This is a genomic window from Sphingobacteriaceae bacterium, assembly GCA_002319075.1.
Taxonomy (GTDB): Bacteria; Bacteroidota; Bacteroidia; order B-17B0; family Aurantibacillaceae; genus Aurantibacillus.
The window spans coordinates 3,644,007-3,667,357 of record NVQB01000001.1; the positions used below are offsets into that span (position 1 = coordinate 3,644,007).

A 23,351-nucleotide genomic window follows, 5' to 3' on the forward strand; every position below is an offset into this window, starting at 1 on the left:
ATTATTAAAATTTAAAACTTCAAATAATAATCTTTGGTAAGATCCTTGTATTCCTGGGTGTAGTTGCGGTGGCTGTCTTTTTCAATAACCAGGGTAGATTCGGAGAATTCACTTTCTTTAAACTCAAACTGCATAAGGTGCCTTTTTTCTGAATCTTTTTCAAAACGGGTTCTGATGCGAAGTAATTTTGAAAGATAAAGACCTTTAGACTGTGCTAATTCTCTAAAGATGCGGGCTTCATTGGTAGGTAAGATCAGACAAAATTTTCCTTTCTCATCGAGTAGTTTTTTAACTCCACCCACAAGATCTTCAAACGAGAGTAAATCGGTATGACGTGCAGAAGCTTTTAAATCATTTGCATTCTTGTAAGAGTCTATAAAATAAGGTGGATTAGTGACTATTAGGTTAAACTTGTTGCTACAGCTTTTTACAAGCTCCTGAAAAGACTGGTGAACAACATTTACTTTCTCATTAAAAATACTTTCAGCAACATTTACTTTAGCCTGTTCTGTACTTTCTTTATCAATATCAATGGCTGTTATTTTCGCGTTTGATTTTTGCGCGAGCATTAAAGCTATCACGCCTGTTCCTGTGCCGATATCGAGAATGGTGGTACTTCCGTTCGGAATAACCCATGCGCCCAACAACACTGCATCGGTACTCACGCGCATAGCACATTTATCCTGCTTTATTTTAAATTTTTTGAATTCAAACGTATCATTAGACATAAAATATTTTTAATGTAATAAAAATAGCACTTTCTATTCAAAAAAAAAGCGTTAGTAAAACTAACGCTTTTAAAATTAATATGAAGGTTTTGTATCTGAACGTCCTAAATTAACTCCGTATCCCGGAAATATGTTATAACGCAACATTACTTCCAATCCACCATTTCTTTTCGAAGCAGGTGTGAGGGCGGAAACATTTATATCATAAGAAACACCAATCGCGTATCTATTATGCTGGAATAATAAAGTGGGAATAATGGCATCTCTGAACCTGTAATATCCACCGAACGAGATAGCAGTAGGTTTTTTCAAAGCAGTATAAGTAGACACATCGCCAAGGATAAATTTGAATAATGCTCCAGCAACAATTTCGCTTTGAGGACCTTGTCTCATGTATAAAATAGTCGGCATTATAGCGTTCACAGAATTCGGAATGTTAAAATCACCATTAAAATAGGTACATATTCTCGCATTAAGACGATCATTGTTATTAAAGAAAGATGTTTTTCCCAGGCGGTAGTGGTAAGCAGAAACGCCCACGTCGAACTTAGCGGAGTTTTTAGCACTTATAAATTTGTCGCTTTGAATGTAATTTAAATTTAAACCTCCACCCACGTCAAAAGAGGTAATACCGCTTTTTGTTGGTTCTTCTCCATTCGAAAGATTAGGATTATAATTATATCCATCGTATTGTCTGTCAAACCTTAAATTACTTGCATCAAGTGTTCTGTAAAAGAAACCACTTTGAACACCGCCAGAGAATTTCATTTTTTTAGAAATTCTTTGAATGTACGAAACGCCAAGATTTGGGTTAAGCGTACTTAACTTCGAATCTCCAGCAACGTCCTTAAAAATATTAACGGCAATGGCAAAATAACTACTCTTCAATTTTTTATTTTTGATGGTTTGATCAAATGACAGGGCCATAGTTTGATATTTACCACCTACTGAAGACCATTGGTTTCTATAGTTAGCGATCACACGGGTATTGTAAGTAACACCAGCTAATGCAGGATTAATGGATGAGGGCGCCTCAGGATACTGCGAAAAGTGTATGTCCTGTGCAAAACCAATCTGGTTTAAGAAAGCCACTGCAAGTAACGAAGTAATTATATGTTTTGTTTTCATCTTAGATAGCGTTGTTTTTAATGTCACGAAGGCTAATTATTTTAATTCACTCCGGATATTTACGTTATTGTTTAGCTTACCTTAACAGTGTTATATTTCCTTTGGCACTGAAACCCTTTCCGTCGTAAGTTTTCCCTTCGAGCCTATAAACAAATACACTTGTATTTATTTCCTGCCCTTTAAATGTTCCATCCCAACCCACAGACTGATCGGCAGTTTCGAAAACTTTTTCGCCGAACCTGTTAAACACCATAAAGGTTAAAGATTGAAGACAAATACCTCTTACGTAAAGCACATCGTTAACACCATCGTTATTAGGAGTAAAGGCGTTTGGAACATACATTTCGCCGCAATCCTCAACAACTAATACATTAATTGTATCGCTAGAGTAACAAGATTTACTATTATATCCTTTCAATATATACTGTGTTGTTTTAAATGGATTTACAGTAACACTTGGATTAGTTAATGAAGTAATGTTGTAAGGTGGGGACCATTCGTAAGTATGTGCACCCGTACCATTTAACTTAACGGATGAACCAAACCTGACTATGGTGTCACTTTGCACCTGTCCGGGAGCTATAACCGTAACATTAGGAATATCTACAACCTTAATCATGTTCTGACCGAAAGTTAAAGCACTTCCACCCGGACCTCCATTTGGATCAATCAGAGGGTAAGGGTTAGAAACTTTTAAAATTACTGAGTAAGGTCTGCCCGGGTTAGGGAAGTTATAGCAAACTGTTGGATTTGTAAGTGTAGAGGTATTTGGAGAACCTCCTTCAAATTGCCAGTTGTAATTTTGTGGTCCACCAGCCATTGTATCTGTCAAAGACATAAAGGTTATACAACTACGTGCACAAATAGTGTCATTTAGTTCAGCAGTTCTGAATTTTACGTTTCTTATCGGACGACAATCGATTACTCTAATACTAACCGTATCGAATCGTTTGCAACCTTGAACACCATTATATCCTGAAATAAGGGTATAAGTTGCTATTGAAGATCCATTGAGCAATCGGATAGGAGCGTTTACCGTAACCGCATTATTATTGGCTGGAGATAAGATGGAATTATAAGTAGAGCCATAAGGTGAAACCCATGTATAAGTAGGCACTACACCAAATTGAAGCCCCGTATTTAAGTTATTACCTGTTAAATTAATTGTTACATCAGAAGCCCCAGGATTAAGTCCCACAAAACACACAGTATTGGTTGGAACGTTATTAATTGTAGGGATAGCAATTGCAGTTAATGGTTGCGGAAGAACTGTTACTGTTACTAATCTTGGAAGTGAAATACACTCACGTGAATCGCGAACTTCAGTAGTATAAGTTGTAGTATTTTGCGGATACACGGTTACCGTAGATGTAAAATAATCACTTAAGCTTAGCGGAGGAGCGTTTAGAGCTTCGGTCCAGCTATAAGTATAGGCAGATACCGGGCCAACCGCTCCAGCTCCGATATTTACAATACTTAGTTTAAGCGAATCACCCTGACACATAGCTGGTAAAGGGGGGATCACATTAATAGAGAATTGCGGAATTACATTTATATTTATCACAGCAGTACCTGAACAAATTGCCGTTGATCCGATCAAAGTGTATTGAGTACTTGCGGGGGGCCTAACATCCGTTTGAGAACCTAAAGAATAGGTCATATAACTTGGATTATAAGGGACCCAAACATAAGTACCAGCTCCTGATGCAGTTAGATGCACAGGTTTAGAGAATTTAGGATTGTTACTTGTGATACAAGTTGTCTGTGAAGCCGGAGCTGCGATAATGGATGGAGTTAAATTTGGTAATAAACCAACCGTATAAAATGCAGTTGCCGTGCAACCACCGCCGTTAGACATTAACACCATATAGGTTGCGTTAGGCACTGCTGCAATAGATTGTTGAGCAATACCATTAGTGAAACTAGATCCCGTCCAGGTATAGGATGCTGCCCCAAAGGCGGTAAGAGTAGAGGTAAAGCCGATACAGACACTTGCCGCAGTTGCTACGATTGGGTTTACAGTAGACGGATAAGTGCCAACAACTACTGTAATGGTATTTTGACCAGTACAACCAAAGCCGTTATCTGCAAGAACAGTATATGTGGTATTAATATTTGGCGAGGCTGTCACTACAGGTCCAATAGTTGGTGTAATGAAACTGTTTGGTGTCCATGTGTAATTTATAGCACCTATACTATTGGCCTGCACTGTGTTACTCGCGGTAATTGTAACAGATTGAGGCGAACATATTGTTCCACCGGTAGATGCCAGAGATACTGAGAAGTGAAGACTAGGATCTATACCTACAGAAATAACCGAATTTCCAACGCAACCCAATGAATCGAGTACATGAATGGAATACGTTGAATTACTTGTTGGATTTACTGTGAGATTAATTGAGTTTGTTTGTGATGAAGTTACTGATCCGGAACCACTTGTTTGTGTCCATGTATAAGTATAAGGAGGAGCTGCGGTTGGTGTAACAACACTTAATGTTGCACTTAGACCTGGACAAACGGCCACAGCAGATGAACTAGGGAGTAAAGCAAGATCCGGTCTTATATCCACAGTTACAGAAGGAGGAGGAAATACTCCGGTGCAACCCATACTATCAACAAGGACTGAGTAAACTGTTTGTACTGTAGGACTATCAGGAACTGAAAAAGACGGGCTAGAAGGTTGAGAGAGAACACTCGGTGTATTTCCAGCCAAAGCTATAAAGGTGTAAGTTGTTAAATTGGGTGCCGGCTGAGTTCCAACATTTCCTGCCGAAATAGCAACGGGCTTACCGCTACAGACCAAAGTGGGTGAGGCTACAATAGTTGGCTGAAGTTTACGTTCAAAGATAGTTATAGTGGTAGATCCGACACATCCTGCACTGTCTGCCTGAACCGTATAGTTTAGACCAGACACTGGAATAACCGTTGGTACATTTGCGGTCCCTTTAATTGTATCACTGTTGTCAGTACCGTTCGTAATACCGTCCCATGCGAAAAAAGGTCCTGTAGAGGGTGCAACGAAAGTATAGTTCGTGGATCCTACAGCATTTATAGTTACTGTGCTACCCGGACAAACAGAAGCAGAAGGATAAGGTGTTAATGTAAGCGTTGGGCCCAGATCGAGAATACCTACAGTGTAAGTATCATTTCCTTTACAGCCTACACTGTCAGTTTGTACAGTATAGGTCATTACAAAGGAGTTCGAAGGTGGGGTGTGTATTACTGTATTTGTTGTTCCCGCGTCTACCACTGTAGATGTAGGCAAACTGTTAAATTGAGGAGTAGAAGCAAAGAATGTGTAAGTAGTACCCGCTCCACCAGTGGAATTCAGAGTTAAAGGTCTACCAGGACAAATGGATGGTGTAGTAGATGACAAATCCGTTCTTAATGTTAAAAGATGCACTGTAACTGTTCCAACACCTGTACAGCCTGCACTATCAACAGTTACGGAGTAGGTATGAAACTGAGTAGAATTAAGTGGTGCGGTATTGGTATAGAGTTGCGGATAATTTGTGCCAATATTTGAATTAGTCGCTGTTGCATAAGTGAAGGTAGACCCAGAAGCAACCCCCGAACCGGAGGGCGTAAGCGTCACTTCAGTATTTGGACAAATGGATGGTGAAGAAGCTGTGAGAATTGGTGTGAGGATTTTTGTATTAACTATGATACAGGTGGTTCCGGTGCAACCTGCGCTATAAGCGTTAACACAGTATTGAATAGGGAAACTTCCAGGCGTAGGGGTATGTACAGTATTTACTGTAGCATTGGGTGCGCCGGTAGCTGTACCAATAGTTGTTGCAGTTGATGCGCCAAAAGGAAAGCCGGTGAATGTGTAGGTGAGTCCGCCACTTGCTGAGAGTGTCAGAGACTGCCCAGGACAGGAGAGGGGGGCGGAAGAAACTAAAGTTGGCGTTAAAGTACGTTGAACGATAGCGAATGTCGCAGTACCCGGACATCCGAAATAATTAACAACTACGGTACCCAACATTGGTCCACTTGGAAAGTTACCAATTATTACCTGATGAGGATTATCATGAAATGAGGTGTTTATTGTCGGAGTTCCTGTGCCATCCCAGGTTGTCCAGGTAAAGTTAGTACTCGTTGTTGTCTGAATAGAAACGGCGGTCAGGGTAATAATTGAGTTAGGGCACGCAGATGGGTTAGTTGGCGTTATGGACACCGGAATATTTGTTGTGATAACTACTGCAGAAGTTCCTCCCTGCGTACAGGTTCCGGCGGCACCGGTATATGTTACGACGACGCTGAAAATACTATTAACAGGCGGAGCAATGGTACAAGTGGTGGGGCCGTTGCCAACAGAACCACTTGGCCCAAACCAGTCAAAAGATGTTATTATTGTTCCTGGGGCATTGTTTGGTGAACCAAGAGCTGTTGCTGCTGCTGTAAAACAAACAGGACTGCCGGCACACATACTCTGCGAGGCCGGACTGACCGTTGAAGTTATGGCCTGTACGTTGACAGTGGCGGCTTGAGCAGGTGTTATCGTACATCCGCTAGCAGTTGTACCTGTGAAAGTGTATGCTGTGTTCACTGATGGGCTTATAACAATGGCACCCGTAGTTATACTAAAGTTGCTGGCGCCATTGCTCCATGTGTAGGTTGCTGCTCCACTGGGAGTAATAGTAGCGCTATTTCCAAGACAAATAGTTTGCACCGAAGGTGTGATGCCTGCCCCCGTTGGACAAAAGATAACTCCTGTACTGTAACCTTGTGAAGTAAAACTATTTTGATTCACTGCGGTTGCGCCGGAAGATGGTAATTGAGCAACACAAGTTACGGTGAAAAGGCCGCAGCAAGGTAGAACAATAGCAATAGCGGTATTTGTAACATTTCCCCAGGGCGCCACACTCGTTCCAGCAATCGCTACGAATGTTGGTGTACAATTGGCACCAGTCACGGTCCAGATATAATTTGTAGCCAGGGGTACATTCAATCCTATTTGAGCAACTGCCGCGTAAGTTCCAGAAGAATTAGCACATTGGGCATTGTTAGGGATTTCAAAGTAAGGAGTTTGCGCATTTACTTTATTGGTAAGACACAAAGAAAGAAGGATAAAACAAGAATAAAGTATTCTTTTCATAGTATGAGAATTGATGTAGCTAATTTACGTATAAGTTGAGTTTATAACTGCTCGCTTCACTCACCCGGAGGCGAGCTTTACTAACTCGTAAATATAGACAGAGAATTTTAAATTAACAAATATTGAGAAAATTCGGCAAAAATTAGTAAATGAACGATAAATTTAATTAAGGGTAAGGTTTAGAGTGTCTTTAAAAAATCGGATAATTTTTGAAATTAGTTTTAAAGAACAAATCAACATCTCCTAAAATACGTGATAAAAGTGTACTTTTGGGGTTTAGAAATTAAGTCTAAAAAATCTATGCAATTAAAGTATACTTCGCTTCCAAAAGCTATTCTTTTACTGGAAGACGGAAAAGTGTTTGAGGGAAAAGCAGCCGGAAAAATCGGTACCACTTCAGGAGAAATTTGTTTTAATACCGGCATGACCGGTTACCAGGAAATTTTCACAGATCCTTCTTACTTCGGGCAAATTATTGTGATGACAAATTCTCATATAGGGAATTATGGAATAGAAGAAAGTGAAGTGGAAAGCGATTCCATCAAAATTGCTGGAATGGTTTGTAAAAAGTTTAACCATGGGTATTCGCGTGCACGTGGACATATGAGTCTTGGTAAATATTTTGAAGATTCCAACATTGTTTCCATTTGTGAAATAGATACCCGTGCTTTAGTGCGACACATTCGTGATAAAGGTGCGATGAACTGCATTATCTCTTCAGAGGTTTTAGATGTGGAAGTTCTTAAAAAACAGCTGGCGAAAGTTCCAAGTATGGAAGGGCTCGAGTTATCTTCGAAAGTAACCTGTGCAAGTGCTTACAATGTAGGTAACGAAAACGCTAAATACAAGGTAGCTGTGATGGATTATGGTGCGAAGAAAAATATAATACGTTCGTTAGTGGAAAGGGATTGTTATTTGAAAGTATTTCCGATGACCGCTACGGCCAATGATTTGAAAGAGTTTCAACCGGATGGTATCATGTTAAGTAATGGACCAGGTGACCCCGGGGTTATGAAAAAGGAAACAGAAGCCGTAAAAGATTTTTTAGCCTTGGGAAAACCACTTTTTGGTATTTGTTTAGGGCATCAATTGTTGGCGCAATCACAAGGTATCAGCACATATAAGATGCACACAGGTCACCGCGGGATCAATCATCCTGTGTTAAATATCATTAGCGGTAAAAGTGAAATCACTTCTCAAAATCACGGCTTCACCGTAAACGAAAAAGAGATTCAAAATAATCCTAACATAGAAATTAGCCACGTTAACCTGAATGACAAAACCATTGAGGGTATTCGTTTGAAGGATCGCAAAGCTTTTTCAGTGCAGTACCATCCAGAGGCTAGTCCGGGACCGTTAGACGCAAGGTATTTGTTTGATGAGTTTGTGGCGAATATGGAGGCTGCAAAGAATTAGGATGGGGTTTAGGTTCTTAGCGGTTTGACACAGATTACGCGGGTTTTGGATTGGCGCTGATCCTGTGCCGGATGGTTTGACGCAGGTTACGCGGATGGGGCTGATCTTTGTGCTAAGGGTTTGACGCAGATTACGCGGATGGCACAGATATTAATGTCTAAAAAATTATAGCAGATTTAATTCGCTTTCGGCGAATTATTGATTGGCGTAGATCTATGTGTCTAATGGTTTGAAGCAGATTATGCGGATGGCACAGATCTAAATGGCTAGAAAATTATACAGGTTTGATCCGCCTTCGGCGAATTTTTTATTTTCGCTGATATGGATGCTTCCATGTTTTACGCTGATTTCTTTGATCTTGAAGCCTGAAAAATTTGGGGCATATTCAGCGAGGAGGGGCCCTAAAATCATTCTAAACTTATCGGTTGTATACGGAGTATTTTACACTGATTGGAACAGAGTAACTATTTCAGCTCTTCAAAATCGATGTATTCACCGTCGTTGTTGAGATGTTTTTTGATGGCAGCTTTCACGTCTTTATCAGGTCTGGAAGTTGTGTGAATGGGTGCAGACTGCTGTGTGGTATAGTTTTGTTCTGTGTTATTTGTAAAGACGCGTTTTGTTGTAGCGCTTCTGAAAATAGCTACTACTTTGTAGATGAGCCAAATGATGATGAGGGTCCAGATAATATCTTTCATAGATACGGTTTTATTGTCCGGAAATTAGCTGATGCTATTTTAGAACAAGGTGTAAAATTAGATGATTCCTTCGAGAGTTTAAGTTGTAATTTGTTAAATCAAGAGGCCAAAGTGCAAGTTATTTTTCCGACGTTATTAACAAAAACACCCTCTTTTTTCAGCTTTTTCGTAGCTTTGCAAAAAATTTTATATCCCTAAATATGAAAACACTTGAAAAAGTAAATGGTGAATACCAGACTCAGTTGAATGATTGGATCGATCAGGAGAAGGCTGCATTAGATCTAATTAATGTTGTTGGAAAATTATGGTTTGACAGATCTATCGAACTTATTTTATTTCGTAATCAGTTGGTTGACCGTAGTGCAAGTGAGATCATGAATCTGCATTTGTATGCTAAGAATATTGTGAAGAAACCTATTACGGTTTATGAAACCTTAGCTCTGGCAAATGAAATTTTAAATTCAAAAGTAGGGGCTGCGCGTATTGATATTGGGAAGTTGGCTTTTGAATGGCACCAGGAACAAGATAAGTATAAAACAAAACTCGATTTCATAAATGATAAATTAAAAGATCTTATTGGGGCTAACTCAGTGGTTACGCCTAAGGATGTTGTATTGTATGGATTCGGACGTATTGGTCGTTTAGCCGCCCGCGAGTTAATTACATTGGCAGGTAAAGGCGAACAATTAAGATTGCGTGCTATTGTAACGCGCGGTAACAGCGATGAGGAAATTGTAAAACGTGCCGATCTTTTGCGCACAGATTCTGTACATGGCACTTTTCCCGGAACAGTAATTGAAGATCTTGCGAACAAAGCATTAATCATAAACGGTCACACTGTTCACATGATTGACGCGAAAAATCCTGAAGATGTTGATTATACAATTTACGGTATTGACAATGCTTTACTGATTGATAATACCGGAGTGTTTCGTGATGACAAAGAATTAAGCCGCCACTTACAAGCCAAAGGAATTGACAAAGTATTACTAACTGCTCCGGCTAAAGGTGATGTTCCAAATGTTGTGCATGGTGTAAATCATGAAACGGTGGACTTAAATAAACAACGCATTTTTTCTGCAGCCAGCTGTACAACGAATGCCATTATGCCTATTTTGCAGGTGATCGATAAAGAATTAGGGATTCAAAAAGGACATATTGAAACTGTTCACTCTTATACGAATGACCAGAATTTATTGGATAACTACCATAAAAAATACCGTCGTGGCCGTTCTGCCGCGTTAAATATGGTTATCACAGAAACTGGTGCTGAGAGTGCTTTGAAAAAAGTTCTTCCGCATTTAAGTGGAAAATTTACCGCGAATTCTGTACGTGTCCCAACTCCTAATGTAAGTCTTGCTATTTTAAATTTAAATATAAATAAAGAAGTAACGCGCGATGAAGTAAATGCCATTATTCACAAATACGCGATGGAAGGAAAATTAGTAGAACAAATTCAATACGCTTTTAGTAATGAACTTGTGAGCACAGACGTTATCGGAAATCCTTGTCCGAGTGTTTTCGACAGCCAGGCAACTATTGTATCTCCAGATAAAAAAACCATCATACTTTATGTTTGGTATGATAACGAGTACGGATATACCCGCCAGGTAATCCGTTTCAGTAAACACATTAGTGAAGTAAGAAGACCATTTTATTACTAAGTCCTCTTCTACTACGCTCAGCGTGACTGCTGAGCAGCGCTCAGAGTGAGAAAGAACTACTTTAGAGTCGCAACCTGTTAATTGTTTAAAAAGGAAGAATGCGTTCTTCCTTTTTATTTTATAAAGATTAGAATTTTGTATCTTTAAGAATCATTTTAAAATTTAAGTCATGTTGAAAAAAGTAAGTTTGATTTTAGTAGCAGTTTTATATGTGCAGTTTTTTGTAGCGCAACCACCTGCCGGTAAAGCAACTCCTGGCACCACTTACGGTGCTAAAACGGATGCAAAAAACGCTGTATCGGCCAGCGAATTACCAGCGCTTTTAAAGAGCAAAGATACTGTTGCCGTAAAAGTAAAAGCTACGGTTTTGGAAGTTTGCTCGAAAAAGGGATGCTGGATGAACTTTAAAGTAAATGATGAGCAAAATGCTTTTGTAAAAATGAAGGACTATGCTTTTTTTGTTCCTCTGGATCTTATTGGTAAAACGGTTGTATTAGATGGAAAGGCGTATACAAAAATAACGTCAGTGTCTGAATTAAAACACTACGCCGAAGATGCTAAAAAGCCACAAAAAGAAATTGATGCGATTACACAGCCAAAATCAGAGATTCGTTTTATGGCAGATGGCATTGTGGTGGTAGAATAAAATTCTCTTCTTCATCTCTCTCTCATTTTTGCTAAAAAGTACTATGTTTGTAGAAACTATGACATTAGCAAGAGCTATCAAAAAAGAGGTCCGTGATATTCCGGATTTTCCCAAGCCAGGAATTATGTTTAAGGACATAACGCCTTTGTTTTATAACCAGGAACTCTGCACTGAAATTGTGGATGGGTTTATTCAGAATCTTATGGAGATTCCCGATGCTATTATTGGTATTGAAAGCCGGGGATTTTTATTTGGTTTTATGGTTGCTAATAAATTGAACATTCCTTTTGTATTAGTTCGTAAGGTTGGAAAATTGCCTTACAAAACAGTGAAGCAGGAATATGCTTTGGAGTATGGAACATCGGTTATTGAGATTCACGAGGATGCTTTGCAAAAAGACTGGAAGGTGATTATTCATGATGATCTTTTAGCTACGGGTGGTACCGCGGAAGCAGCGGCACGGCTTGTAGAGAAGATGGGAGCGAAGGTTGCGGGATTTAATTTTGTGATCGGTCTTGATTTTTTGAATGGGAAAAGTAAACTTGAAAATCATTCTGAGAATATTACTTGTTTGGTACATTATTAATTATTAATAGAGTGCGAATTCAATAGTTGAAAGTCAATAGGTGGAGGCTTATAGTTAAGCCAGATCCACTTTATTTAAATTGTATTTTTTAGTTATAGAATAATTAAAGATTCATAAAATTAAAAACCGTTTAGAATGCTAAGCGGTTTTTTTATTTAATTTTGTTACATGCGTAAGTATTCGTTAACCTCGATTGATCATTTCACCCGTTTTGTAATGGGAGATACTGCGAGCTTTAATTGGCTTCTGAATAATGGTTACAAGGAATTTTTCGCCACCATTGATGCCATACGCGATGATAAAAAAGCCTTTCGTTATTTAATGGACAATAAACACATTATTCTTGCGGCCTTTGTGAATGCGGTGTGGGATGATGAAAAAGCATTTGCTTTTTTAATGAAAGCTAAAGCATTTGAATGGGCTGCTATGGCAAACATTATTAATGGTGACGATAAGGCGGAAGATTTTTTGAAACGTATAAAAAAAGAGAATTACATTCTTCTCGCGCATGCTATTCAGATGCGGATACACCAGGATGGGGATTATAATGTGAGCCCGATTGGTGCGATGAAGAACATGTTTAATTTTAAAAAAGCTTTTAAGAAAGACGAATGAGAATTATAGACAGCATACCGCACGAGAGTATGACCATTAGTATTTTTCATATGAATGATAAATACCAGGTGCGTTTTGAAGCGGGGCCGATGGAGCAAATTTTTAAGTTTCATGTAGAAGACGTAAAAAATGTAGATAATTTAAAAACAAAAATTAGTCCTGATTTTATTGAGACTGTGCGGAAGCGTTTTAATGAGATGTTTGTGCAGATGAGGGACATGTCCTTATGATCATCTATCATAATCCGCGATGCAGTAAAAGCCGCGAAGCGATTAACCTTCTTGAAAAGAACAAGTGCGAATTTACTATTCGTGAATACCTTAAAGAACCGTTGACTCAAAAAGAACTAAAAGCATTACTACAAAAATTAGCTTGTAAAGCAGAAGCTATTGTGCGCAGATCGGAACCTCTTTACAAAGAAAAATTCTCAGGCAAGACAATTACAAATGCTCAGTGGATAAAGATTCTAAGTGAAAATCCTATTCTCATTGAACGACCCATTGTGATTGATGGAGAAAAAGCTTTGGTTGGAAGGCCGCCTATTCTGGTGTTGGATATGATTAAACGAAAAAAATAAGATGAATGAAATACGTCGCGATATATCTGGTGATTGTATTTTTCGGTTCGTGTAAATCGCCTCATTCTGAAACTTCTTTTTATTACTGGAAGACGAATTTTAAATTGTCAGCGCTGGAGAGCGAAATTCTTCAAAAAAATAAAGTCGAAACACTTTACATTCGCTTTTTTGATATAGATCTTTCTAAGGAGACGCAAAAGCCCGTACCTTTAGGACTGCTTGCTCACGAAGATTCCATACCCAGGGAGTTTCATATTATACCAGTTGTTTTTATCACAAACAGAACTTTCATCAATCTTTCAAAAGCGGAGATTGATCTTCTTGCAAAGCATGTAATTCAAAAAATAGATGCTTTAAAATCTGATTACGAGGAATTACAATTTGATTGTGACTGGTCAAATAAAACAAAAGATAACTATTTTTATTTTCTTGAACAGATTAGGAAGATCATTGGAAAAAACAAAAATTTAAGTTCGACAATTCGCCTGCATCAGGTTAAGTATTATAACAAAACAGGTATCCCTCCTGTAGAAAGAGGAATGATCATGTTTTATAATATGGGAGACCTTTCCAGTAAAAAAGAAACGAATTCCATTTATAATAAAACAAATTCTGATAAATATATTAAGTACCTGAAAAACTATCCTTTACCGTCAGACGTTGCGCTACCAATTTTTAACTGGTATGTGCATTACCGTGATGGAAAGGTTCTCGGCCTGATTACGAAGAAAACAATTCCGGATGTTAGAGATACAACGCATTTTGCACGAATAGAAAAGAGTTTTAGTTTTGCAGTTAAATTGTCTTTTTTTGAAAATGGAATTTATTACCAGGAGGAAGATGTTTTGCGAAAAGAAGAACTAAGTGAAGAAGAGTTACTGAATGCGGCCAAGGATGTTCTCGAAAATTTACCAACCTTAAAAAGAAAAATAGTTTATTACGATCTTGATGAGTTAAATTTAAAAAATTACAATGAAAACATCTTCAAAAAAATCAGTGATATTGCTAATTAGTGGTATACTACTTGCCACAATCACCGCCCTGGCCTGCGCAGGAGGTGATTGGGAAGGTACAGAGGGTTCGATGTTTGCCCCCGAAATAATAAATCAGCCTCAATTCAAACCTTTTTTCCGAACAACGTACACACCATTTTATGATGGGTATGATGATAAGAGCGCTGAGTTTTTCAAGAAAGAAAACTGTAAAGACTGGCTGAGTTATTTCGGAGCTGGAAATATGAGTGAAGAAGCCCTAAATTATTGGTTGTACACTGCTTCGATAAACCAGGTAGACTCTATGATCTTTGATCTTAAAAATAAACCTTCACATCTCACAGAAGCGTCAAAACGGTATACACTCAAAGCTTTAAAAGCAGAGAAGGGTAATGCTTTTTTATACTTCCTGGGTTTTGCAAAACGCAATGAAGCATTTGCCGTAAAAGAGTCCGAATATTCATGGGAACCAAAGCCTGCGAGGCCGGCCGGCGTGAGCCTAGAAAAGCAGATTGCGGGAGGTATAAATTTTTTGAAAAAGGCGCAAGAGCCTTTTATGAAGGAACGTTATGCTTTTCAAGTCGAGCGACTGTATTTTTTCAACCAGGAGTACGAAAAGGCAATTGCTGTTTATGATGCAAATCAACACTATTTTACCACTGAAAATAACATCAAGTGGCGCGCTTTATCTTACAAAGCAGGTGCTCTTTATAAACTAAAGCAATTTGCCCAGTCAAACTATTTATTTTCCAAAATCTATTCAGACTTTGATCCTTTAAAAAAATCAGCATTTCTATGTTTTCATCCGCAGAACGAGGCGGACTGGAAGAGTTGTTTAGATCTCGCAAAAACAACAAAAGAGAAAGAAGTGCTTTGGCAATTGTATGGATTGCACGCGGATGCCCTTACTGCTATGAAAGAAATTCTGAAATTAAATCCTGCATCTGAGTTGGCTGATCTCTTGTTGGTGCGGACAGTTAATATGCAGGAAGAAAAATTTGGGGGTAATCTAACAACAGGCCACTCGAATGACAGCGAATCGAAAATTAAGGTGGATGAAAAATTCGTTGCTTTTTTTAACGAGGTATCCGCTTCGAATAAATTGATAAATGCAGGCGCCTGGCATCTATCGGCAGCTTATATGAATTATATTTCCCGTAACTATGAAATAGCAGATAAACAATTGAAACGCGCAAAAGAAACCTTAAAAGGGAACGCTTTAATGACTGCACAGTATCACCTTATTAGCCTGATTGGAAAAATTGCCCGCATTGGCTCAATGAATACTACTGTTGAATCTAACCTTGTAGCGGATTTGAGAGGCGTTTTAGATCATAAAAATGATGTTAAAGATCTGCGTGTTGATTATGCATTAGCGTGGATGCGCCAAGTTCTCGCCAGTTATGCGAAGAGCCCTGGTGAGATTGAAAAAGCAGAATTAATATATCCTGGAAGCGCGAGCGTGGGTTTTAATAAAATTCAAACTATAGAGAAGATGATCGCTTATTTTGAAAAAACGAACACGTCGGAATATGAGAAACTATTTTTTCAATATGCTCCTTTAAATAAATTCGACTATGTAGAGTTAAAAGCCATTCGCTTAGCGCAGCAAGATAAGCTTGAAGAGGCTTTATCGACCTTTAAAGCGTGTCAATCGTTAGGTAGTAATTTGCCGGGCAATCCATTTACAATTCATATTAAGGATTGTCATGATTGTGATCATGAAGCTATTCAGAAAATAAAGTATAACAGAATATCTTTTCTTGAGAAAATGATTGAAATGAAAAGCCTCGCGAATGCAAAGCCTGAAGAGGCGGCGCCGAACTATTTTCTTGTTGCTAATGGATTTTATAACATTACTCACTTTGGAAACGCACGTGAATTCTATGGGTATAATAGAGTAGATGGAAGCTTTTATTATTATGGAGACAAATCTCTACCTGAGCAGCAAACAGATCTCGCTTTAAAATATTATCTCCTGGCGAAGCAAAATTCAAAGGATAAAGAGTTTCGTGCTAAATGTACTTTTATGGCTGCTAAATGTGAGCTCAACGCTTCCTATACAGAAATGGATCCGGAAAATGTGAAAGACGATTACATTGCAAACAAAAACTTCTCTATTCTCAAAAAAGAATTCAGTGATACAAAATATTATAAGGAAATAATCAAAGAGTGCGGTTATTTTAGAACTTACCTAGGGACGAAGTAATTTATTTTATGAAGAGTTCTTTTGTAAGAATAGAAACTCCAACAACGAGTGTAAACCATCCAAAGGCAGGTTTCAGTTTTGTCGAGGAAATCTTTCCTGAAAGTGCGCTACCAATTAGAATTCCTGCTATAGCAATCGCAGAAATGCTGATCAAAAATTGCCAATCCATTTTTTGATTACCGAGGTTGCCTGTAAAACCCACTAATGAATTTATTGCAATAATGCATAGGGAAGTGCCGATTGCTTTTTTGAAATTCAGGCGTAAAAAGAAAATTAAAACTGGTACAATAATAAAGCCACCACCAGCGCCTACAAATCCTGTTATAAATCCGATAACGATGCCAAGTAAAATTACGAAAGGTAAACCCATGGGACTGCGTGCAAATTCATCCCATTTTACCTGGCTTTTGCTATTCGGTTTTCTTTTTTTTATCATACTAACCGAAGAACTTAAGATCAGTATAGAAAATAAAATCATGATTAACACCTGCTTCGAGATTTCAAAATTTAAAAAATGAATCTCTTGTGGGATAGATGGCATGAGATATTTTCTTACGCAAAAAACGGTGATCATAGAAGCTAACGCAAATTGATAGAGGGCTTCACCACTAATTTCTCCTTTTCTTAGATAGGCAATGGCACCAATAAGTGAGGTAAGTCCTACGATAAACAAAGAATATGCAGTTGCTTCTTCGGGAGGATAAAATAAAATATAGACCAATACTGGTACACCTAAAATTGATCCTCCACCCCCAATTAAGCCGAGGATTAATCCGATCAATAAAAAGGCTATGAACCCAGCAACAATCACTTTGTCTTCATTATCGTATCAATACTCAGTTCCTTCAGTTGTTCTTCACTAATTTCAGAAGGGGCGTCGATCATAACGTCACGGCCCGAATTATTTTTAGGAAAGGCGATAAAATCGCGAATACTTTCAGCCCCACCAAATAAAGAACAAAGCCTGTCAAATCCAAAGGCGATACCGCCGTGCGGGGGAGCTCCAAATTCAAAAGCATTCATTAAAAATCCAAATTGTTTTTGAGCATCTTCTTTTGTGAAGCCCAGCACTTCAAACATTTTTGCCTGAAGATCTTTGTTGTGAATCCGGATGCTTCCGCCGCCTACTTCAACGCCATTGATTACAATGTCGTAAGCGTTTGCCCGCACAGCTCCAGGATCAGTATTTAATAGGTCGATATCTTCTGGTTTTGGTGAAGTAAAAGGATGATGTTTTGCGTGCCAGCGTCCGGCAAGTGATGCCAGTAAGTTTGGATCGCCTTCGTTCCATTCCAGTAATGGAAAATCGATCACCCATAAACAAGAAAATTTATTCTTATCGCGCAAACCTAAACGGTTACCCATTTCAAGGCGCAATTCACTCATGGCTTTGCGGGTTCTTTCTTCAGCACCTGCCAATAGCAAGATTAAATCACCTTTCTCTGCACCGCAAGCTTCACCCCATTTTTTAAGATCTTCTTCGTTGTAGAATTTATCAACGCTCGATTTAATTGTTCCGTCATTATTGTAGCGAGCATAAACAAGTCCTGTTGCGCCTATTTGCGGACGTTTCACCCATTCAGTTAGCTCGTCGAGTTGTTTACGTGTGTATTCAGAGGCTCCTTTTGCGCAGATAGCGACAACAAGTTCTGCATCGTCAAAAACTTTAAAAGCTTTTCCTTTTGTTACAGTATTAAAATCTACCAATTTCATTTCGAAGCGCGTGTCAGGCTTATCGTTCCCATAATACTTCATTGCATCTGCATAGGTCATGCGTGCAATGGTTGGGATGTCAATATTTTTAACCGTTTTAAATAAATGTCTTGTCAGCCCTTCGAAGGTTTGTAAAATGTCTTCCTGTTCTACAAAACTCATTTCACAATCTATCTGTGTAAATTCAGGTTGCCTGTCAGCACGTAAATCCTCATCACGAAAACATTTTACAATTTGATAGTAACGGTCAAACCCGCTCACCATTAAAAGTTGTTTAAACGTCTGCGGACTTTGTGGTAAGGCATAAAACTGATTTTCGTTCATACGACTTGGAACCACGAAATCGCGCGCCCCTTCGGGTGTTGATTTTATAAGTACCGGAGTTTCAACTTCCAGAAATTTTTGTTTATCTAAATAATTGCGCGTTTCAATCGCTATACGGTGACGTAACTCCAGATTTTTACGAACAACAGAGCGACGTAAGTCCAGGTAACGGTATTTCATGCGTAATTCATCTCCGCCATCGGTTTCATCTTCGATGGTGAAAGGTGGAGTTTGTGAAGCATTTAGAATAGTGAGTAGACTTACTTTTATTTCTATGTCACCGGTAGGATTGGTTTTGTTTTTGCTTTCACGTTCAATCACTGTCCCTTTAACCTGGATAACGAATTCGCGTCCAAGTGTTTTAACCGTATTCTGTAAAGTTGTATCAGAATCTGAATTTAATGCTAATTGAGTGATGCCATAACGATCGCGAAGATCAATAAATGTAAGACCGCCTAAATCTTTTACTCGCTGCACCCAGCCGCTGAGCGTTACTTCTTGTCCAACATGTTCAATTCTTAGTTCTCCGCAGGTATTCGTTCTTAACATAGTGATTTAAAATATAGTCTAAAATTAGTAGTTTTTTGCTTAGTAAATTGAATTCCGGTTCTAAAATTCGATACCTGGATCCAGTTTTTTAATAAGGTTTTTTTGCTTTTCTATAAATGCTTTGAGTTTTTCAGTTTCGGAAGAGTTTTCGTGCAACTGTTTATGGTTTAAAGCCGAATTTATCTTCCCAATTTCATGATTTAGTTCTTTCGTTGTGGCATCAAAGTAACATTCTGAAAATTTTTCCCAAACATAGTTTATTGCCTGCTGATTGGGATGTGCCAAATCTTCTTTATAAAAGCGGTAATCGCGTAAATCGTCATTTACAAGTTCAAATGCCGGAAAGTACACACAACCAGGGTAAAGTTTAAGTAGTTTATTTACGCTTAAAAGAAGTGTCGCTTTGCTAAGATTATTTTCGATGATACCGTCTTTCAGGTGCTTCACAGGTGAGACCGTAAAAATTATTTTAAGTTTTGGATTGAAAATCTTCAACTCATTTATCAGAGAAGAATATAGGTTTACGACTTCATCGACCTCTGCCAATTTTTTTTCAAAAGCATGCCCAGGTTGCTTGTGGCAATTGGCAACTATTTGATGTAAGGTTAGGTGTTTATAAAAAAAGCCAGAACCAAAAGTGATTAGTAAAACATCTGCAGTTTTTAAAAAGTAATGCGTTTGGCTCGTAACCGCGTCAATTTTTTGTAAGAGTTCCTTTTTTGTTTGAGCGTAGAAGGAGCTATGATGAGAATAGCTATAAAACAGATTTTCTTTTTCTAAAATGCTGCTATCGTCGGCTTTTTTATTTTGGATGGCGTCCTGAATGCATTTGTAAATACTTAGAGGATTAAAAAGAATTCCATTTGGATTTATGACGACTTTAAATTTAGCATCTTTTAAATAGGTGCCGATATTTTCAGAAAAACACGATCCTGCAAAGAGAAGCGACTGCTTATGGTTGATTTTAAAATCAGAAGTGCCAGGCGTGAAATTCAAATGAAAGTTCATTTCAAACTATTTTAGTGAATTTAATTCTTCGAATTTTTGATCGAGAAATTTTTTAGCACTCTCAAAATTATTTTCTACCACGCCATCAAGGATAGCGTCTTTTAAAGCGTTTTTTAAAATTCCTATTTCTCTTCCCGGAGTAAGATTATAGAGTTGCATAATATCTTCGCCTTTAATAGGAGGTTGCCAGTTGCGGATCTTGTCTTTTTCTTCTAACTCGATTAATTTTGAACGTACTATCTCAAAATTAAACATGTAGCGTTTTACTTTGTTCGGATTTTTTGTAGTGATATCACTTTCGCACAAAGTCATAAGATCGTCGATATCGTCACCTGCTTCAAACAAAAGACGTCGAACCGCACTGTCTGTGACTTCGGTTTTTGCCAATACTATGGGTCTTAAATGTAATTCGACCAGTTTTTGAACGTATTTCATCTTTTCGTTCAATGGCAATTTAAGATTGGTGAAAATTTTAGGAACCATGCGAGCACCTCTGTCTTCGTGGCCATGAAAAGTAAAACCGTGCCCCTCTTCAAAACGTTTTGTTGCAGGTTTTGCGATATCGTGTAGAATGGCAGACCAGCGTAACCAAAGATTGTCGCTTTTTTTAGCAACATTGTCAAGCACCTCTAAAGTATGGTAAAAATTATCTTTGTGCGACAGGCCATTTATTGTTTCTGTTCCATATAACTTAACCATTTCGGGAAAAATGAGATGAAGTAAACCCGTATTGAACAAAAGCTTAAATCCAACCGAAGGAACAGGTGAAAGAATAATTTTATTTAACTCGTCTGAAATACGTTCTTTAGAAACAATGGAAATACGCTCTTTGTTTTTAGTAATAGCGTTTAAAGATTTTTCTTCGATTGTAAAATTTAATTGCGATGCGAAACGAATTGCCCGCATCATGCGAAGTGGATCGTCGCTATAAGTGATATCGGGATCAAGAGGAGTACGTAAAATTTTATTTTCAAGATCCTGCAGCCCGTTGAATGGATCGAGGAGTTTACCGTAATTGTTCTTAGAAAGCCCAATAGCCAGGGCATTTATGGTAAAGTCACGACGATTCTGATCGTCTTCTAAAGTGCCGTCCTCTACAATAGGTTTTCGTGAATCGCGGCTGTAACTTTCTTTCCTGGCACCTACAAATTCAATTTCAAGGTCATTAATTTTTACCTGGGCAGTTCCGAAATTTTTAAAGGTTGAGAGGTGCGCTTCGGGTCCTAATTGCGCATGTACTTTTGTAGCCAGATCAATGCCTTTGCCGATGGCCACTACATCGATATCCTTGCTGTTTCTTTTTAAAAATATATCACGCACGTACCCACCAATGGCGTACGCATCTACATTTAGTTCGTCGCAACAAAGGCGAACAGTCTTGAAAACAGGGTCTTGTAAGAAATTAAACACGGTTCAAAAGTAAGTAATTTACGCCGATTCTTTTTAGTATATTCATACACAAATCCAAAAAATCACTTTTATGAAAAAACAATTAATTTTTGCTTTAACAACTTTGGTGCTTATTGGCACCTCCTGTAAAAAGGAAGTCACCTGCGAATGCACGACTACAGGAACATCTGTATACACCGACTCGCAAGGATACAGCTATTCATCAGTTAACGACCCAACTACAACCACCAAAACTTACGACAAGGTAAAAAAGTCTAAACTGAAGACTTTGTGTGGAGACAATAAATACAGTAGTACTTCTACTTCGAACAATGCCGGATCTACAAACAACAGTACTTACACTTCTGAAACTAAGTGTGAAATTAAATAAATTTAAGCTATGAAATTATTAATAGGCACCCTTGTTATAGCAGGTAATATTTTTTTTATTTCCTGCAAAAAAGAACGCAGCTGTAGTTGCAAGTACCAAAGTGTTAGCACATATACCTATGTAGCGAAGAATGGAGGAGCTACCTCTAACACAGTTACGACAAACTCTGGAGAGTCGAATCAAACTTATGCTAAGGTTAAGAAGGATGATTTAACCAGACTGTATGATTGTAACAGTAGAAATGAAACGAGTGTGAATACTTATACAACTCAGAGAAGCGTTGCTACACAAACTACTATTGGTGGTAATACATTTACTACATACGTAAGCGCAGATTATGATGTTACTCAGAAAAACAGCACAGACTACACATGTGAAGTAAAATAAAATAGATTTTGAAAATTAAAGAAGGGTGCAGAAATGTTATTTCTGCGCCCTTCTTTGTTTCTCCTTAATGATCAGGTTCAATTCACGGCCGGTTTGGCCCTTTACAGAGGTGTTTTCCTGTGCACGGCGAATAAGGTAGGGCATTACGTCTTTTAGTGGTCCGTAAGGAACGTATTTAGCAACATTGTAAGCATTTAAAGAAAGGTTGTAGGAGATGTGGTCGCTCATTCCTAAAAGCTGTGAAAAATAAATGCGTTTATCTGAGGGTGCGATATTTTTCTCATTCATTAGCTTAACGAGGTACAAACTGCTTTTTTCGTTGTGTGTACCGGCGCACAGGCCCATTACATCGATGTTGTCGACACAAAGTTTTAAGGCTGCGTTATAATCTTCGTCACTTTTTTCTTTGCTAGTTTGAATTGGTGAGGGATAATTCATTTCAGTAGCGCGTTTGCGTTCTTTTTCCATGTAAGCTCCACGTACTAATTTTGCTCCTACGTGGTAGCCTTTGGTTTTTCCGTTTTGAATTGAATCTTTAAGATATTGCAATCTATCACTTCTATAAAGCTGAAATGTATTGTAGACAATTGCTTTTGACTTATTGAAAGCCTCCATGTTCTCGTTCGCGAGATCATCGATAGCTTGTTGGATCCAGCTTTCTTCAGCATCAATAAAAATGCATTGATCGTTTTGATGCGCTGACGTACAAATTTTATTTACACGGTTTTTAACTCTTTCCCATTCTGCTTGCTCTGTTGCAGCGAGACTTTGATTAGCACTTACTTTTTGAAGAAGATCGAAGCGGGCTAATCCCGTAACTTTAAAAACACAAAAAGGAATGTTTTTATCGCCTTTTGCTTTTTCAATTGTTTCTAATGTTTCCTGCAAACAATGATCAAAGTCCTGCTCGCTTTCTTTTCCTTCTACGCTGTAATCGAGAATTGTACCAATATTATATTTTGCCAGCTGTTTAATAGTTTCACTGCAATCGTGAATGTTTTCACCGCCTACAAATTGTTTAAAGATGGTGCTTTTAATTAATCCTTTGAAACCAATGTTAAGTGCAAGTGGTCCGAAAGTGGCGCCAGTCTTTACAAGTAGCGGGTTACTGATTAATTTAAACAACCAATAAGATTTGGTGAGTTCTGCGTTTGTTTTTGCCTTAAAGGCGTTTTCTGTATTGTCGAAGGAAATCATGAAAAAGTCAATAGTTGAAAGTCAATAGTTTAG

20 protein-coding genes are annotated in these 23,351 nt (G+C 38.3%); 11 read left to right on the forward strand and 9 right to left on the reverse strand.

Features of this window, described 5'->3' with window-relative positions:
- Nucleotides 1-11 precede the first annotated feature (11 nt).
- From mraW to CNR22_15690, 3 genes are all read right to left on the reverse strand, one after another.
- Entirely contained in the window at nt 12-728 is a 717-nt protein-coding gene (gene mraW / locus CNR22_15680) for a 16S rRNA (cytosine(1402)-N(4))-methyltransferase (GenBank protein ID PBQ33155.1), read from the reverse strand.
- A gap of 75 nt (nt 729-803) precedes the next feature.
- Entirely contained in the window at nt 804-1,856 is a 1,053-nt protein-coding gene (locus CNR22_15685) for a hypothetical protein (protein ID PBQ33156.1), read from the reverse strand.
- Nucleotides 1,857-1,932: 76 nt separating this feature from the next.
- Nucleotides 1,933-6,957, reverse strand: a complete 5,025-nt coding sequence (locus CNR22_15690) for a hypothetical protein (GenBank protein ID PBQ33157.1) — start codon at nt 6,955-6,957, stop codon at nt 1,933-1,935.
- 300 nt (nt 6,958-7,257) lie between these two features.
- Here CNR22_15690 and CNR22_15695 point away from each other — a divergent pair, with 300 nt between their 5' ends.
- Nucleotides 7,258-8,373: a carbamoyl phosphate synthase small subunit gene (locus tag CNR22_15695; GenBank protein ID PBQ34922.1), complete on the forward strand. Its 1,116-nt coding sequence runs from the start codon at nt 7,258-7,260 to the stop codon at nt 8,371-8,373.
- Nucleotides 8,374-8,837: 464 nt separating this feature from the next.
- Here CNR22_15695 and CNR22_15700 read toward each other — a convergent pair whose 3' ends face one another.
- Nucleotides 8,838-9,071 (reverse strand): hypothetical protein, encoded by a 234-nt coding sequence (locus CNR22_15700; protein ID PBQ33158.1) that lies wholly within the window; start codon nt 9,069-9,071, stop codon nt 8,838-8,840.
- 200 nt (nt 9,072-9,271) lie between these two features.
- On the opposite strand from CNR22_15700, the gene CNR22_15705 reads away from it, so the two are divergent.
- The 8 genes from CNR22_15705 (at nt 9,272) to CNR22_15740 (ending at nt 16,360) form a co-directional block, all read left to right on the forward strand.
- The gene (locus CNR22_15705) at nt 9,272-10,735 is read left to right on the forward strand and encodes a glyceraldehyde-3-phosphate dehydrogenase (protein PBQ33159.1); all 1,464 of its coding nucleotides are present in this window, start codon (nt 9,272-9,274) and stop codon (nt 10,733-10,735) included.
- 172 nt (nt 10,736-10,907) lie between these two features.
- Nucleotides 10,908-11,381 carry a DUF4920 domain-containing protein gene (locus tag CNR22_15710; protein ID PBQ34923.1) on the forward strand — a complete coding sequence of 158 codons (474 nt, stop codon included), beginning with the start codon at nt 10,908-10,910 and terminating at the stop codon, nt 11,379-11,381.
- Nucleotides 11,382-11,439: 58 nt separating this feature from the next.
- On the forward strand, nt 11,440-11,967 hold the full coding sequence (locus tag CNR22_15715; protein PBQ34924.1) for an adenine phosphoribosyltransferase: 528 nt from the start codon (nt 11,440-11,442) through the stop codon (nt 11,965-11,967).
- Between the two features lie 168 nt (nt 11,968-12,135).
- Nucleotides 12,136-12,582 carry a hypothetical protein gene (locus CNR22_15720; protein ID PBQ33160.1) on the forward strand — a complete coding sequence of 149 codons (447 nt, stop codon included), beginning with the start codon at nt 12,136-12,138 and terminating at the stop codon, nt 12,580-12,582.
- Nucleotides 12,579-12,812: a hypothetical protein gene (locus CNR22_15725; GenBank protein PBQ33161.1), complete on the forward strand. Its 234-nt coding sequence runs from the start codon at nt 12,579-12,581 to the stop codon at nt 12,810-12,812. Before CNR22_15720 ends, CNR22_15725 begins: the two co-directional genes overlap by 4 nt.
- On the forward strand, nt 12,809-13,159 hold the full coding sequence (arsC, locus tag CNR22_15730; protein PBQ33162.1) for an arsenate reductase (glutaredoxin): 351 nt from the start codon (nt 12,809-12,811) through the stop codon (nt 13,157-13,159). Before CNR22_15725 ends, arsC begins: the two co-directional genes overlap by 4 nt.
- A gap of 5 nt (nt 13,160-13,164) precedes the next feature.
- Nucleotides 13,165-14,172, forward strand: a complete 1,008-nt coding sequence (locus CNR22_15735) for a hypothetical protein (protein PBQ33163.1) — start codon at nt 13,165-13,167, stop codon at nt 14,170-14,172.
- Complete coding sequence (locus tag CNR22_15740) at nt 14,132-16,360, forward strand: hypothetical protein (protein PBQ33164.1); 2,229 nt, start codon at nt 14,132-14,134, stop codon at nt 16,358-16,360. The genes CNR22_15735 and CNR22_15740 overlap by 41 nt, the downstream gene beginning before the upstream one ends.
- A gap of 1 nt (nt 16,361) precedes the next feature.
- Here the strand turns inward: CNR22_15740 and CNR22_15745 are convergent, their stop codons facing one another.
- From CNR22_15745 to CNR22_15760, 4 genes are read right to left on the reverse strand one after another with little or no spacing between them, the layout of a single operon-like run.
- The gene (locus CNR22_15745; protein PBQ33165.1) at nt 16,362-17,171 is read right to left on the reverse strand and encodes a permease; all 810 of its coding nucleotides are present in this window, start codon (nt 17,169-17,171) and stop codon (nt 16,362-16,364) included.
- Nucleotides 17,168-18,946: an aspartate--tRNA ligase gene (locus CNR22_15750; GenBank protein ID PBQ33166.1), complete on the reverse strand. Its 1,779-nt coding sequence runs from the start codon at nt 18,944-18,946 to the stop codon at nt 17,168-17,170. The genes CNR22_15745 and CNR22_15750 overlap by 4 nt, the downstream gene beginning before the upstream one ends.
- Nucleotides 18,947-19,006: 60 nt before the next feature.
- Nucleotides 19,007-19,954, reverse strand: a complete 948-nt coding sequence (locus tag CNR22_15755; GenBank protein ID PBQ33167.1) for a GSCFA domain protein — start codon at nt 19,952-19,954, stop codon at nt 19,007-19,009.
- Between the two features lie 6 nt (nt 19,955-19,960).
- Complete coding sequence (locus tag CNR22_15760; GenBank protein PBQ33168.1) at nt 19,961-21,364, reverse strand: tRNA nucleotidyltransferase; 1,404 nt, start codon at nt 21,362-21,364, stop codon at nt 19,961-19,963.
- Nucleotides 21,365-21,434: 70 nt separating this feature from the next.
- Between CNR22_15760 and CNR22_15765 the strand changes: the two genes are divergently transcribed.
- Both CNR22_15765 and CNR22_15770 read left to right on the forward strand, forming a co-directional pair.
- Nucleotides 21,435-21,734, forward strand: a complete 300-nt coding sequence (locus CNR22_15765; GenBank protein PBQ33169.1) for a hypothetical protein — start codon at nt 21,435-21,437, stop codon at nt 21,732-21,734.
- A 9-nt stretch (nt 21,735-21,743) separates the two neighbouring features.
- Nucleotides 21,744-22,121, forward strand: a complete 378-nt coding sequence (locus CNR22_15770; protein ID PBQ33170.1) for a hypothetical protein — start codon at nt 21,744-21,746, stop codon at nt 22,119-22,121.
- Nucleotides 22,122-22,157: 36 nt separating this feature from the next.
- On the opposite strand, the gene CNR22_15775 is transcribed toward CNR22_15770, so the two are convergent.
- The gene (locus tag CNR22_15775; protein PBQ33171.1) at nt 22,158-23,318 is read right to left on the reverse strand and encodes a proline dehydrogenase; all 1,161 of its coding nucleotides are present in this window, start codon (nt 23,316-23,318) and stop codon (nt 22,158-22,160) included.
- Nucleotides 23,319-23,351 lie beyond the last annotated feature (33 nt).

Excerpts from the sequence above, each read along its gene's own strand:
- mraW (PBQ33155.1), bottom strand. The coding sequence starts at position 728 with ATGTCTAATGATACGTTTGAATTCAAAAAATTTAAAATAAAGCAGGAT.
- CNR22_15685 (PBQ33156.1), bottom strand. The coding sequence starts at position 1,856 with ATGAAAACAAAACATATAATTACTTCGTTACTTGCAGTGGCTTTCTTA.
- CNR22_15690 (PBQ33157.1), bottom strand. The coding sequence starts at position 6,957 with ATGAAAAGAATACTTTATTCTTGTTTTATCCTTCTTTCTTTGTGTCTT.
- CNR22_15695 (PBQ34922.1), top strand. The coding sequence starts at position 7,258 with ATGCAATTAAAGTATACTTCGCTTCCAAAAGCTATTCTTTTACTGGAA.
- CNR22_15700 (PBQ33158.1), bottom strand. The coding sequence starts at position 9,071 with ATGAAAGATATTATCTGGACCCTCATCATCATTTGGCTCATCTACAAA.
- CNR22_15705 (PBQ33159.1), top strand. The coding sequence starts at position 9,272 with ATGAAAACACTTGAAAAAGTAAATGGTGAATACCAGACTCAGTTGAAT.
- CNR22_15715 (PBQ34924.1), top strand. The coding sequence starts at position 11,440 with ATGACATTAGCAAGAGCTATCAAAAAAGAGGTCCGTGATATTCCGGAT.
- CNR22_15720 (PBQ33160.1), top strand. The coding sequence starts at position 12,136 with ATGCGTAAGTATTCGTTAACCTCGATTGATCATTTCACCCGTTTTGTA.
- CNR22_15725 (PBQ33161.1), top strand. The coding sequence starts at position 12,579 with ATGAGAATTATAGACAGCATACCGCACGAGAGTATGACCATTAGTATT.
- arsC (PBQ33162.1), top strand. The coding sequence starts at position 12,809 with ATGATCATCTATCATAATCCGCGATGCAGTAAAAGCCGCGAAGCGATT.
- CNR22_15735 (PBQ33163.1), top strand. The coding sequence starts at position 13,165 with ATGAAATACGTCGCGATATATCTGGTGATTGTATTTTTCGGTTCGTGT.
- CNR22_15740 (PBQ33164.1), top strand. The coding sequence starts at position 14,132 with ATGAAAACATCTTCAAAAAAATCAGTGATATTGCTAATTAGTGGTATA.
- CNR22_15750 (PBQ33166.1), bottom strand. The coding sequence starts at position 18,946 with ATGTTAAGAACGAATACCTGCGGAGAACTAAGAATTGAACATGTTGGA.
- CNR22_15755 (PBQ33167.1), bottom strand. The coding sequence starts at position 19,954 with ATGAACTTTCATTTGAATTTCACGCCTGGCACTTCTGATTTTAAAATC.
- CNR22_15765 (PBQ33169.1), top strand. The coding sequence starts at position 21,435 with ATGAAAAAACAATTAATTTTTGCTTTAACAACTTTGGTGCTTATTGGC.
- CNR22_15770 (PBQ33170.1), top strand. The coding sequence starts at position 21,744 with ATGAAATTATTAATAGGCACCCTTGTTATAGCAGGTAATATTTTTTTT.
- CNR22_15775 (PBQ33171.1), bottom strand. The coding sequence starts at position 23,318 with ATGATTTCCTTCGACAATACAGAAAACGCCTTTAAGGCAAAAACAAAC.